13 protein-coding genes are annotated in these 13,629 nt (G+C 40.7%); 2 read left to right on the top strand and 11 right to left on the bottom strand.

What is annotated here, in order from left to right; genetic code table 11:
- Window positions 1–195: 195 nt before the first annotated feature.
- The 11 genes from DK858_RS08050 to agaR form a co-directional block, all read right to left on the bottom strand.
- A complete protein-coding gene (locus DK858_RS08050; protein WP_109396958.1) occupies window positions 196–1,257 on the bottom strand; it encodes a glycoside hydrolase family 88/105 protein in 1,062 nt (353 codons plus the stop codon).
- Between the two features lie 17 nt (window positions 1,258–1,274).
- A complete protein-coding gene (kduD, locus tag DK858_RS08055) occupies window positions 1,275–2,030 on the bottom strand; it encodes a 2-dehydro-3-deoxy-D-gluconate 5-dehydrogenase KduD (protein ID WP_109396959.1) in 756 nt (251 codons plus the stop codon).
- 78 nt (window positions 2,031–2,108) lie between these two features.
- A complete protein-coding gene (kduI, locus tag DK858_RS08060) occupies window positions 2,109–2,939 on the bottom strand; it encodes a 5-dehydro-4-deoxy-D-glucuronate isomerase (RefSeq protein WP_109396960.1) in 831 nt (276 codons plus the stop codon).
- Between the two features lie 44 nt (window positions 2,940–2,983).
- The gene (nagA, locus tag DK858_RS08065; protein ID WP_109396961.1) at window positions 2,984–4,153 is read right to left on the bottom strand and encodes an N-acetylglucosamine-6-phosphate deacetylase; all 1,170 of its coding nucleotides are present in this window, start codon (window positions 4,151–4,153) and stop codon (window positions 2,984–2,986) included.
- Window positions 4,150–4,584, bottom strand: a complete 435-nt coding sequence (gene agaF / locus DK858_RS08070; protein WP_109396962.1) for a PTS galactosamine/N-acetylgalactosamine transporter subunit IIA — start codon at window positions 4,582–4,584, stop codon at window positions 4,150–4,152. Before agaF ends, nagA begins: the two co-directional genes overlap by 4 nt.
- A gap of 99 nt (window positions 4,585–4,683) precedes the next feature.
- Window positions 4,684–5,574 (bottom strand): PTS system mannose/fructose/sorbose family transporter subunit IID, encoded by an 891-nt coding sequence (locus DK858_RS08075; RefSeq protein WP_023581442.1) that lies wholly within the window; start codon window positions 5,572–5,574, stop codon window positions 4,684–4,686.
- Window positions 5,564–6,331: a PTS N-acetylgalactosamine transporter subunit IIC gene (gene agaW / locus DK858_RS08080; RefSeq protein ID WP_109396963.1), complete on the bottom strand. Its 768-nt coding sequence runs from the start codon at window positions 6,329–6,331 to the stop codon at window positions 5,564–5,566. Before agaW ends, DK858_RS08075 begins: the two co-directional genes overlap by 11 nt.
- Before the next feature lie 47 nt (window positions 6,332–6,378).
- Entirely contained in the window at window positions 6,379–6,873 is a 495-nt protein-coding gene (gene agaV, locus DK858_RS08085; RefSeq protein WP_069367636.1) for a PTS N-acetylgalactosamine transporter subunit IIB, read from the bottom strand.
- Window positions 6,874–6,902: 29 nt separating this feature from the next.
- On the bottom strand, window positions 6,903–8,087 hold the full coding sequence (locus DK858_RS08090) for an SIS domain-containing protein (protein ID WP_109396964.1): 1,185 nt from the start codon (window positions 8,085–8,087) through the stop codon (window positions 6,903–6,905).
- Window positions 8,088–8,099: 12 nt separating this feature from the next.
- Window positions 8,100–9,380 (bottom strand): tagatose-bisphosphate aldolase subunit KbaZ, encoded by a 1,281-nt coding sequence (gene kbaZ, locus DK858_RS08095; protein ID WP_109396965.1) that lies wholly within the window; start codon window positions 9,378–9,380, stop codon window positions 8,100–8,102.
- A 53-nt stretch (window positions 9,381–9,433) separates the two neighbouring features.
- Window positions 9,434–10,213 (bottom strand): transcriptional repressor AgaR, encoded by a 780-nt coding sequence (gene agaR / locus DK858_RS08100; protein WP_036912386.1) that lies wholly within the window; start codon window positions 10,211–10,213, stop codon window positions 9,434–9,436.
- A 525-nt stretch (window positions 10,214–10,738) separates the two neighbouring features.
- On the opposite strand from agaR, the gene DK858_RS08105 reads away from it, so the two are divergent.
- Both DK858_RS08105 and DK858_RS08110 read left to right on the top strand, forming a co-directional pair.
- Window positions 10,739–11,974 carry an anaerobic sulfatase maturase gene (locus tag DK858_RS08105; protein WP_109396966.1) on the top strand — a complete coding sequence of 412 codons (1,236 nt, stop codon included), beginning with the start codon at window positions 10,739–10,741 and terminating at the stop codon, window positions 11,972–11,974.
- A 35-nt stretch (window positions 11,975–12,009) separates the two neighbouring features.
- Window positions 12,010–13,620, top strand: coding sequence for a sulfatase family protein (locus DK858_RS08110; RefSeq protein ID WP_109396967.1), 1,611 nt, complete (start codon window positions 12,010–12,012; stop codon window positions 13,618–13,620).
- Window positions 13,621–13,629: the final 9 nt, after the last annotated feature.

Here is a 13,629-nt window from a genome sequence, read left to right on the forward strand (position 1 = left end):
CTTTTTTCAATTATTGCGTGTTTATCTAAGCACTCAAAATTAAAATAAGAGGTAACAGATTCACGTTACCTCTTATTATATTAAACATAAAAAAGCCGACCCCAAATAGGGTCGGCATCCTAAATAGGAATATATTGTGCGGAAGGCATATAAAGAGCAAAAAAACAAAGCGTCAATATCAAAGCGCTCGCAATTTTATAAAAGATTTAAAACTTCACTTCCTGCTAATAAATAAGCACCAGCACCATAATCCATATTATGTTCGAACTTCACTTCACGAGGGTTAAATGCCGGAAGTTGAACCCAACCTATCATGCCATTGTCATGAATACAGGTTTGTAATGCTGACCATGCTCTATTTAATGCAGGAAAATACACCTCTTTCTCTAATATTCCCTGATTAATTCCCCATGCTAGCCCATAACAAAATAGCGCTGTTGCTGAACTTTCTGGTGCAGGAAAATTATTAGGATCGAGTAAACTGGTTCGCCAAAAACCATCTTCATGTTGATAATCAAGGATGGATATCGCTAATTCTTTAAACAGTGCAATATAACGTTCACGCCCATGATAATCATCCGGCATATATTTTAAGATACGAGGTATCGAAGCTAAAACCCAACCGATACCACGGCTCCAAAATACTTTTTCACCGTTAGCTTCGCGCAATTCATTACCTTGATTATCAGGAATATAGCGATAATCACGGAAGATAAGCCCTGTTTCAGGATCACGTAAATGGTCAATCGCATCCCAATAAGCTGTGTGCATATAATCTAAATAACGTCGCTCATTGGTGATTTCAGCTAATGCTGAAAATCCTGGAGGTGCCATAAAAAGCGCATCACACCACCACCAATCTTCACGACCCGGTTTAGGATCATCAAGCATAATGTCGAATGCTTTAATGGTTGACTCAAGAATTTCAGATTGTTCAAAAAGTGGGCTTACGGCAAGGTAAGCTTGTACACAAACATGATCATCCGCAAAACGTGCATTAGGCCCCGTTCTAAATCCTGTATGCAATGTGTAATTTAATACACCATTAAGATACTCTTCGTCTTGTGTTGCTTGCCATGCGGCACTTACGCAACTCCATAAAACACCACGTTCCCAATCAGTATCTTTAATAAAACGGGTTTTACCACTGCGACGGCGAACACTGCGAACTTGATTAGCCGATTGATAACGATACACTCGCTTCATGTTTTGCAATACAAACTCTCTTTGCAAAGTCTCTGTATTAGCGTATTCCATCCTACCTCTCCATGAAATTAACGAGCTAACCAACCACCATCAACCGCAATGGTGTATCCATTAACATAATCACTGGCTTTAGAAGCTAAAAAAATCGCAGGGCCAGCAACATCTTCAGGTGTTCCCCAACGTCCCGCAGGAATTCGCTCTACAATAGCTGCATTACGAACATCATCAGCACGCAGAGCAGCAGTGTTATCTGTTGCCATATAGCCCGGGGCAATCGCATTTACATTGATATTATATTGAGCGAGTTCAGTCGCTAATGCGCGAGTTAATCCCATTACTGCAGATTTACTTGCGGTGTAAGAAGGAACACGAATACCACCTTGATAAGAGAGCATAGAAGCAATATTAATTATCTTGCCACCCTCACCTTGTTTCACAAATTGGCGAGCGACTTTTTGAGATAAAAAGAACAGTGTTTTCTGATTAATATCAATCACATCATCCCAATCTTTTTCACCAAATTCCAAGAGATCTTCACGACGAATAATTCCAGCATTATTCACTAAAATATCAATGCGCCCCATAACAGAAACGGCTTCATCCACCAGCGTTTGTAATCCATCTTGTTTCATTAAATTTTGTGTAATGTAATGAAAACGACGCCCCAATGCCTCGACTTGTTGGCGAGTTTCAGGCGCATCTTGAATACCCACTCCAACGATATCGGCACCCGCTTGTGCTAAGCCGATCGCCATGCCTTGTCCTAAACCTGTATTGCAACCTGTAACAATGGCAACTTTGCCATTTAAATCGAATAAATTCATGACGAAACCTCTAAGGTGTAGCAATTACTGCCACACCTTTTTATATGTAGGGTAAAAAGAAAATATGACTATTTGTGGTTATTTCAGATCTTTCATTGCCACATGATCCATATCGTGGAATACCTGATTTTCACCAACCATTCCCCAAATAAAGGTATAAGATGCAGAGCCCACGCCAGAATGAATTGACCAGCTAGGGCTTATCACTGCTTGCTCATTACGAACAACTAAATGACGAGTTTCCGTTGGTTCCCCCATATAATGAAAAACCACATTGTCATCTTTCATATCAAAATAGAGATACACTTCCATACGACGCTCATGGGTATGACAAGGCATGGTATTCCATAAGCTACCGGGCTCAAGAACCGTCATCCCCATGGATAATTGGCATGTTGGCAGAACTGAAGGGTGTAAGAATTTATAAATAGTACGAACATTACAGTTTTCTGCACTACCAATTTTTTCTGGTGATGCTTGCTGTTGTGTTATTTTTCGCGTTGGATAAGTATGATGGGCTGGCGCGCAATTCATATAAAAACGCGCAGGTGTTTCTACACTGTCACTAGTAAATTCAACACTTTTAGCGCCCATTCCGATATAAATCGCTTCACGAGCACCAATATCAAACACTTCACCATCGACGATCACTTTGCCGGCACCGCCAATATTAATGGCACCTAACTCACGTCTTTCTAAAAAGAAATCAACGCCTAATGCTTTACCTGCCATTAACGCTAAAGGCTGTGTTGTAGGAACAATACCGCCAACAATAATGCGATCTATATGGCTATAAGTGAGATTCATTTCCCCTTCACAGAATAGGTTTTCAATCAGGAACTCCTTGCGAAGTCCTTCTGTATCAAGCCTTTTAGCATGTTCACTATGAATTGGCTGACGAATTTCCATTATAAATACCTCATTTTTACAGATGGGTGCATAACTAAAAAAAGCTATGCATTTTCCCCGGATACAGAGTAAATATGATTTCCTCTGATGAATGTATCGGTGAGATGAAAACACTCATCCACCACAGCAAAACTGGCTTGTCGCCCCGCTTTGATATAACCCAATTTATCGCCGATACCGAGATACTCAGCAGGGATCGCACTTGCCATTTGCACCGCTTCCCACTCAGGGACATGAGCGAGTTGCACCATGTTTCTTAATGCACTATCTAAGCTACAAGTACTTCCCGCCAAAGAGCCATCGGCGGTTTTGGCTTGACCTTGGGTGACGTTAACTGTTTGGGCACCTAGCGTATAATCGCCATCAGGTAATCCCCCCGCACGCATGCAATCTGTAATTAAAGCGAGTTGTTGGTAGCCTTTCATGCGATACGCTAGTTGCATCATAACGGGATGAACATGAATGCCATCTGCGATCAATTCCGCCAATGCATCGTGATATAACACCGCACCACAACATCCCGGCTCGCGATGATGAAGTCCCGTCATACCGTTATACAAGTGCACGCCACAATCTGCGCCATGCAAAAATGCATCTAATGTTTGTTCATAAGTTGCCGCGGTATGCGCCACACTTGGCTTAATACTTCTTTTGACCAGCCAATCAATCGCCTCCATCGAGCCTTGAGCTTCGGGTGCAACAGCAACACGCAATAATGTGTCACCCGCACTTTCAAGCAGTGTTTCTAGCTCTGATATGGTTGGTGCTTTTAGATATTTCACCGGATGCGAACCTCTATGGCGCTCCGTAAAATAAGGTCCTTCTAAAAAGCTACCGAGTAATAGCGCACCAGACGTTTGTGGTTTTGATAAAAATTCACGTACTTGTGACAATGCTTGGCGAATATCGTCCATCGGTGCTGTTACTGTTGTACCAACCCAAGCAACCACACCTGTTTTCACAAGCGCATCAGCAATGGTTTGTAATCCTTGCTGAGTCGCATCCATTACATCCGCACCTTCACGACCATGAATATGAATATCCACAAAACCAGGTAATAACGATTTCCCTTTTAGGCGAATGATGGGGCAATCTGTTGGCGCTTGTGTGGTGATCGATTCAATAACATCACCTTTAACACGGACATAGCAAAGATAACGAATACCTTCTGGTGTAAAGGTTCTATCTGCCAAAATGGCATATCGCTGACTCATAAACCGTCTTCTTCTTCAACATCATTGCTGTTGATTTGAGCCAATTGCTCGCGAATATCTTGAATACTTTCTTGACCTATTTCGCGTAACGTTTGTACTAACTCTGCCGTTGAACACCCTTCTCGTTCAAAAGTTGCATTAACTATCATCGGTAGATTCACACCCGCTAACACTTCAACAGCTGGGTTTTGCATCATAATTGCCATCGCACGATTACAAGGGGTTCCACCGGGTAAATCTGTTAAAAAGAGGTATTGCTGGCATGACATTGAGTCAATCGCTTCACGCATTTTTTCTTCTAATTCATCGGGGGAAATTGACTCAACAAAATCGATAAACGCAATATCTTCCTGTTCTCCAGCAATCGCTTTTACAGCTGATGCCATACCAGAAGCAAAATTAAGATGCCCTGAAACAATAAGACCTATCATGAGTGACTCCTTGCGGGCAACAGAACACTCTCCTGCCCGTTTATAGCAAGTTAATAATGTATTTCGATTAACAATAATGACGGCGATAAAGGTTCTCTGTTATAAGAATCCTAATACGTGACCGACAACGCCAAAGGCTAAGGTTGAGAAAATCAATACCGGAGGCTTACCCCAAAAACCGGTGCTTTTCACCATTTTGTACATCAGGAAAACTAAGCACAGAGGCAGTAAATTCGGCATAATTTTATCAAAGAGCGCGGTTTGCAATTCAACCACCTTCCCTCCCAGCTCTAACGAGGCGGTGGTTTGCACCTTGATAAAGGTCGCGGAGAGCGCACCAATGACAAAGATCCCCATAATATTGGCGGCTTTAGCCAGTTTTTCAGTAGCATCACTCATATTGACCATCGCCGCTGTACCTGCGCGATAGCCCATGAACATCAGCCCGAAATACACTAAAAAGTGCACAATTTGGTATAAAAAGAAGAAAACAAAAGGCCCTGCAATTGACCCTTCCATTGCAATGGAAGCACCTAATGCTAATGTCAGTGGCATTAAGGTCATATGGTCAATCGCGTCACCAATACCCCCAGTTGGCCCCATGCCTGCAACTTTCATCACATTAACAGTAGAAGGTTTCTCTTTATTTTCTTCCATTGCAACGGCTGTTCCTAATAGGAAGGTAAACAGCTTTGGACTTGCATTAAAAAACTGTAGATGGTTTTTTAATGATGTTGCATAGTCACGTTTGTTATTTCCGTGGATTTTTTTCAATGCTGGAATAATTGAGAACGCAAACCCGCCACCTTGCATACGCTCAAAGTTGAAGTTACCTTCCATAAACAAGCCACGGAACGCACACTTCCAGAGATCACCTTTAGTGATCACTTTTCTGACTGTGGTATCTTGATACTCGTCAATGCCATCAATCAAAGAACCCGTTTCTGGTTTATCCTGCGTTTTCAATGCGGTGCTGTTATCAGATACCATCTTCGAAATCCTCATTCTGCTGACTTGAATTTTTGTTATTACCACTAAAGAAGAAGTAAAGTGCTGCGGCTGACGCACCTAAAATAGCGACCGCCATAATTGGAAGTTTGAGATAAGTCGTCATCACGAAGCCAATAAAGAACACACCCGCCACTTCTTTCGACCACATAATTTTTAGCAACATGGCGAAACCAATTGCAGGAACCATTTTCGCGCCAATACCTAGGCCTTCCAGCAAGACTTTGGGGGTATTTTCATCAATCCACTGAGCGGCATGTTCACCGAAATAAACCGTAACAAAAGCAACCAAAGCATAAAGTAATGAACGCACCGTAATCGTAATGATCAGAAGTCGTGAAACACCTGCTGCATCGGCTCTTTCTGCATATCTATCGGCTTTTCCCATAGTGAAAGCTGTCATAGCAAAGAAACCAATCACCAACATTTGCATTAACACAGCAATTGGCATACCAATCCCCATAGCAACTTCAGGTGATTGATTTGTCATTACAGCAAAAGCAACAGCAGCAATAGTGCCAAGTGTTACATCGGGTGGCTGAGCGCCAGCATTAGGTACAAGTCCTAACCAAGCGAGTTCTAATGTTGCACCTGCAATCAATCCAATTTGCATATCCCCCATAATCAGGCCAACAACAGGCCCTGTAATTAATGGTCTGTGAATATTTAATGCAACGTCATACTTATCTATACCGCAAAAGAAGGCCCATAAAGCCACTAAAGAAGCTTCAAAAATCATAAATAATCCTCAAACCTGCTAACGCAGGTTTTTTGTTCAGGAATTTATCAGGCTGATGCGAGCGCTAACACATCAACAGGTGTCTGATCGGGAGTGTTTTGAATTGTGCAAGTCACACCATTTGCGACAAGGCTTTTAAATGCATCAATATCAGCATCATTGACTGATACAGTTTTCGCAATTTGGCGTTTCCCTTCATGAAAGTGCATATTGCCAACATTACAGTGAGTAATAGGCACACCACCTTCCACTAAACGGGCAACATCTTTCGGGTTATTACACAAAACAAAAATTTTCTGACGAGGAGATGCTTTACTAATAACATCAATCGTTTTTTGAATAGAGAAGAAGCGAACAGCGTATTCACCACCTGCTGACGCTTTCATTCCTGCTTGCATAAATGCGGCATTAGGGCCTTCTGCTGCATCATCATTAGCCACTAAAATCAGGTTTGCTTCTGTATGTTTACCCCATGTAATGCGGATTTGACCGTGGAGTAAACGTTCATCAATGCGGGTCCAGACAATATTTGGTGTGTTCATGATTAGCTCTCTTATTATATTTTATTAATTTAAAGCAGACTGTGTGTCGTCTTTTTGAGTGAGAACGGATAAATTGTGACGCCTTGTACAACGCGGTTGATTTCTCCTGTCGGAGACGGGTTATCAGGCGTATTCCCTAGTGCAATAGAACTGTGAAATGCGAATGATTGTGCCAACATCAAGTAAGGGAACAATAACGCCACATCAGAACAGTTCTCTAACGCTGGAATATAAACAAAACTCTCGGCTGAAAAAGCGTTATCATTTCGTGCGGTGATCGCGATCACCTTGCCTGATGCATTATCGTGAATAACCTCTCGTAATAAGTCTGTCTCATATTGACGTGTATAAGGATCATTAGAGAAAAACATTACCACTAAAGTTTCTTTATTTACGATAGACTTAGGTCCATGTCGAAAGCCTAGTGGAGTATCAAAACTCGCGACCACTTTACCTGCCGTAAGCTCTAACATCTTCAATGCGGCTTCTTGTGCTAAACCTTGCAATCCACCACTTCCTAGATAAATAACCCGTTTAAACTTACCGGCATATTTATCCCTAATAATTTGATTTGCTTTATTAAACTGCGCCTTATAGTGATTAAAAAAGGGGGCGATAGAGTCACTAAAGACGTTATCACCTAAGAAAATAGTCACAGCCGCCATCATCATGGATGAAAAGCTAGAGGTCATTGCTAAAGAACGGTCATTTGATTCTTCTGGCATCAACAATGCCAATGCACTGCTATTATTTTGGCAATACTCATAAAGCTTGCCATTGGCATTACATGTCAGCACTAAGTGATAACATTGAGATAAACATTCAGTTGCAACATCTAATGCCGCCACACTTTCAGGGCTATTACCCGAGCGAGCAAAAGAAATTAATAATGTAGGAATATCTTCCGCTAAATATTCTTGTGGATCAGCCACCAAATCAGTTGTTGCAATCGCATCTACCCGACGTTTTGTATGACCACTTAAAATAGGGGCTAATGCTTTTCCAGCAAATGCTGATGTGCCAGCACCAGTTAAAATAATTCGCGCATGAGGTACTGCGAGCGCTTTATTTAAAAAAGATGCAATATCATCACGTTTTTCCTTCACTGACTGCCATGTTTTCTTCCAACATTCTGGTTGTTGTTCAATTTCTTTCGCAGTCCAAAATGCATTCAATTGCTCTAATTGAGCGGTCTGATAACTTAAATATTCCATGGTTTCCCTCAATTAATGGACATAGCACGCATCGGCATAAACCGATAACACATCACGAATTTTCGCAATAACAAAAGATCTAGGCGATCCGTCAATCATGCCTTCTCTAAATTGGGTAAATTGATAAGGCAGATATTGGCTCAGTAATGGCAATGGAATTGGTTTAACGGATAAGTTATCCATGAGTGTGTCGATGGCGGCATTAATTTCAGCATCAGGCCAGTAATAACGAATGCGATCACTAAAGCTATATACTCGGGCAAAGGCTTGTTGATGCTCATCACCATGATAGTATTTTTGCCAAAAACCTGGCTCACGGCACATCAGTTGCTCCATTTTTTCACGTAATCTAGAGCACTGTTCTTGAGGGAATAATGTTTCTTCAATGGAGCAAAGTGCGTATAAACCTTCACGCATTGCAAAGGTGAGTGCGGGTCCTACTTTTAAAATGGCAAAGTGATCATGGACTAGCTGTTTATAAGCATCTTTAGTTTGATAATCAGTAGAATGAGCTTCGAAAACAAGATGAGAATAATCATTTACCACTTGGCTTAATGCTTGTGCTTCTTCTTGTTGATAATCAATGATACCCGTATGATCAAATTCAACACCGGGTTGAACCACCAAACCAATAACGCGTTCCCAGCAATCACCAACACCCACATCATGAAAAGCTTGGCGATGACACTCCAATGTTTTACGTGCAGCATCAGGCGAAGTCACTTCAACAGTATCAAGTTCTTCAGCAGCGCCCCCAGGGACGGGGACTTCTGTACCAACAACATAAACAATATCACTTGTACCAAATGTCTCTTTTGCCGTATTTTCTGCAATTACCGCGAGGCGAGCGGCACGAGATGCCACAATTTCATCCGTCAAAGGAATGGGGTCATCAGCACAAGACATACTGCAATCAAGATGGATTTTCTTAAACCCCGCGGCAACATAATGTGCAATCAACACATCTGCATTTGCCATCGCATCTTCAGCATTAAGGTGTTGCCAGCGATTAGGCCCTAAATGATCGCCACCAAGAATAAGCTTCTCGATAGGAAAACTGACATTTTTCGCCTGTTCAATAACATATTGGTAGAAGTCAGCGGGGGTCATTCCCGTATAACCACCAAACTGATCAACCTGATTAGAGGTGGCTTCAATTAGCAGAAAGGAATCATTATCCAGCGCTTGTAATAGAGCTGCTTCTATTACTAAAGGATGGGCAGAACAAACAGAATAAATACCATTCTGTTTGCCTGATTTATGTTGCTGAACAATCTTTTCTAAAGGATGCATTAAATACTAACTCCATAATCAACACCGGCGGTGTTGCTAATGGAGTTAGCAAATTACGATGCCTTATCGTCGACGATAATCACTTCGATTTTATGATCTTTCAGTTCCTGAATATATTCTTCAGGAATACCCGAATCGGTCACTAATATATCAATATCACCAAACTCTCTGATCATATGACAGCTGCGTTTACTGAATTTCGTAGAATCTGCAACCGCAATAATCGTTTCTGAGATATCACACATTAAACGGTTAAGACTAGCTTCCTGTTCATTATGTGTGGTGATACCAACACGTAAATCGAATCCATCAACACCTAGAAATACCTTATCAAAACGGTAATTTCTAAGACTATTTTCAGCTTGTGAGCCTGAAAAAGACAACGCACTTTTTCGCAATACACCACCGGTCATTAATACTTCTACACCTGAGGTATTTGCTAACTCCATTGCGACATCCAGACCGTTAGTCATGACCACTACATTTTCACGCGACTTTAAATGTGTCGCGATTTCGCGAGTAGTTGTCCCCGAGTCAAGAATGACGGTGTCTCCATCCTTTATCAGCGTTGCGGCAGCTTTCCCGATTAATGTTTTTATGCCCGCGTTTTGCCCACGTTTTTCGTGGATACTCAATTCGGCAATAAATCCTGTATTAGGAATTGCTGCACCATGAGAACGAACGATATAACCATTTTTCTCAAGAAAACTTAGATCGCTGCGGATAGTGACACTTGAGACTTTAAATAATTCAGCGAGATCTTCGACTCTGGCTTTACCCTGTTGGTTTACCATATCGAGGATTTCCATACGCCTCTCAACTGCCGCTTTCACTTTCGTCTCCTTACGAAACCAAAAGAGTATCTTTCGATTGGTTTCGAATGTAGTTTACTACGCCAATTTTTACCGACAATGTAAAAAAACAAAACTTTTGATCTCTTTCACAAAGTTTCGAATCATCATCGATTGCTTACGATTATTTTCGTGTAGCTTCAATGATAGCCTTGAGGCCACCAGTTTCCAATAAATAAAATGATATAACGCATCACTATACTTATGATTACACCATATATAGCTAGATGAATCACAATAATATAGATTTAATTTCGTTGTATTTCACAAAATACAGATTAAAACTTCACTACATTGATTTATTTTCGAAAAATAAATAGCTCAAATAGTCAATAGAACATGAAATAGTATCGAATCGAAAGTAATTTTATCGAAAATAACTGTATTTCTCTTTCGCAATAAACTTTCAATTGCTTTCGAAATTCTGTATTTGTGATTTTAATCTCTTTTGTTTTGATAAATTTTACGTAATGTAACAGGATAAAAAAGAAACTCAGGAAATGACTAATGACATTAAATCAACCTGTTTATTTTCATATGATGGCAAAACCCACAAGCTACCACTGTAATATTAAATGTGAATATTGTTTTTATCTGGAAAAAGAAAATATTTTTCAAGATAAAACAAAAGAAACAGGCCATACAGTGATGCCAGATGGCGTACTTCGTCGTTATATTAAAGACTATATTCAATCACACAGTGGAGAGCAGGTTGATTTTTCTTGGCAAGGTGGTGAGCCAACGCTTGCTGGATTAGCGTTCTTTGAACAAGTCGTCAAATACCAAAAACAATTTGCTAACGGCAAGACAATTACAAATAGTGTACAAACCAATGCAATCGCCATTAATCGCCAATGGGCGCAATTTTTTGCTGATCACCACTTTCTATTAGGCGTTTCAATTGATGGTATTGAAGCGGTTCACGATAAATATCGTATTTCAGTCAATGGTAGCCCTACTTTTGAACGAGTAAAGCGTGCAATTAAGCTACTCAATGAATATGGCGTTGAATTTAACACACTGACTGTCGTTAATGACCAAAATTGGAATAAAGGAAAAGAGACTTATCAAGCCTTAAAAGAGTTAGGTTCAACCTTCTTTCAATTTATTCCTATTGTCGAAGTCGATAGACGCTTTCCTCATACTCACGGCGGGCATTATGCTCCGGGTCCCAATGCACAGTTAGCTCCATTCTCTGTCCCAGCTGAGGGCTACGGACAATTTATAGCAGAAGTATTTGATGAATGGATACGACAAGGCGATATAGGAAAAATATATATTCGCTTATTTGATAGTTTACTGGGTACGTGGATGGGATACCCAGCATCAACCTGTATTCAATCCAAAACTTGTGGTCAAGCATTGATCATTGAAGCTAATGGTGATGTTTATTCTTGCGATCACTATGTCTATCCCGCCAATAATTTAGGAAATATTCATCAAAATAGCCTTGCACATTTAACCACTTCAAAGCAACAGCAGCGTTTTGGTCAAAATAAATATGATAAACAAACGAGTATTTGCAAACAGTGTGAAGTGCAAAGTTTATGTTATGGCGGTTGCCCAAAACATCGCATTGTTGCTATTGAAGGCGAAAAGTATCGTCATAACTATCTATGTCGCTCTTATAAAAAAATATTTCATCATACAGCGATCGGTATGCAACTAATGCAACAAGCCATTTCGCGAGGAGGACTCGCGAGTGATGCGCTTCCTGCAATGAAAAAAAACTATCTAAAGTAATCCTTTTTTTATTTTATTTATTCTGGAGAAAATCCGTGATCTTACCTTCTGTTAAAAAAAGCTTACTCGCTGGGCTGATTGCTACGTCATGTTTAAGCATTCCAATATCTGCCAATGCAGCTGGTACACCTGAAAAGCCGAATATTTTACTGATAGTGATGGATGATTTAGGCACAGGACAACTTGATTTTGTACTGGATACCTTAGATGTTGATGCATTAGCACAACGATCTACACCGCCACGTTATGAAGGCGATATCAACAAAATGGTAGAAGCTGCGCGCATTGCCATGCCAAATGTCAGTGAAATGGCCACAAATGGTGCCAAAATGACCAATGCATTTGTTGCTCATCCTGTTTGTGGCCCTTCTCGAGCGGGGATCTTTACTGGGCGCTCTCCAGCAAGCTTTGGTACTTACAGTAATGATGATGCGATTTTAGGTATTCCTAAAGATATCAAACTATTGCCTTCACTTTTTCAAGAAAATGGTTATGCCACCGCCAGTATCGGTAAATGGCATAATGCAAAAGTGATCCGCAAACCGAAAGTTAATGAAAGTAAGCAAACTCGCGATTATCACGACAACATGATCTCAACACCAGAGGCTGGTTATGCCCCTCATGAACGCGGTTTCGATTATGATTTTAGTTACTACGCATCAGGCGTAGCTTTGTGGAATTCGCCTGCATTTTGGCGTAATGGTGTCAATGTTCCTGCTCCGGGTTACACCACACATCTTTTAACGGATGAAACCCTAAAATTTATTGATGAACATAAAGATAAGCCTTTCTTTATCAATCTTTCATATAGCGTTCCCCATATTCCATTAGAACAAGCTTCTCCTGCTAAATATATGGAAAAATTTGATACAGGTAATGTTGAAGCAGATAAATACTTTGCTGCCTTAAATGCAGCAGATGAAGGTATAGGTCAAATTATTGCAAAACTAAAAGCAAACGGTGAGCTAGAAAATACACTGATCTTTTTCTTATCGGATAATGGTGCTGTTAATGAGTCACCAATGCCAATGAATGCGATGGATAGAGGCTTTAAAGGGCAAATGTTTAATGGTGGCGTTAGAGTACCTTTTATTGCTTATCAACCTGGCACTATTCCAGCGGGAACAAAAAGTGATGAAATGATCTCCGCACTCGATATTTTACCCACTGCACTACAAACAGCAGGTATTGCGATCCCTGACAATCTAAACGTTGAAGGGAAGAACATCATGCCTTTGCTTAAAGGCGAAACAACAAAGTCTCCTCATAACTATCTTTATTGGGCTGGTCCTGGCACTAAACATTACAGCGAAGAAAACCAAGAGTTTTGGCATGGATATCACCAATGGATAACCTATCAACGTAAAACACCACCGACAAATCCTAATTTAGAAAAACTCTCTAAAGGTGCTTGGGCTGTACGTGACGGTGAATGGGCGCTCTATTTTTATGATGATGGGAAAAATCAGCCTCAACTTTTTAACGATAAAAAAGATCCGGCGGAATCAATCGATCTGGCTAAACAAAATCCACAAAAAGTAACAGAGCTAAAAAATGCATATTACCAGTGGATCAAAGATAAACCCAAGCCCGTTCTTTGGGGACAAGATCACTATCAAATACTCGTGGATTCTGCAAAACCTTAATATTCAACT

This window comes from Proteus faecis (assembly GCF_003144395.1).
In the GTDB taxonomy this organism is placed as follows: Bacteria; Pseudomonadota; Gammaproteobacteria; order Enterobacterales; family Enterobacteriaceae; genus Proteus; species Proteus faecis.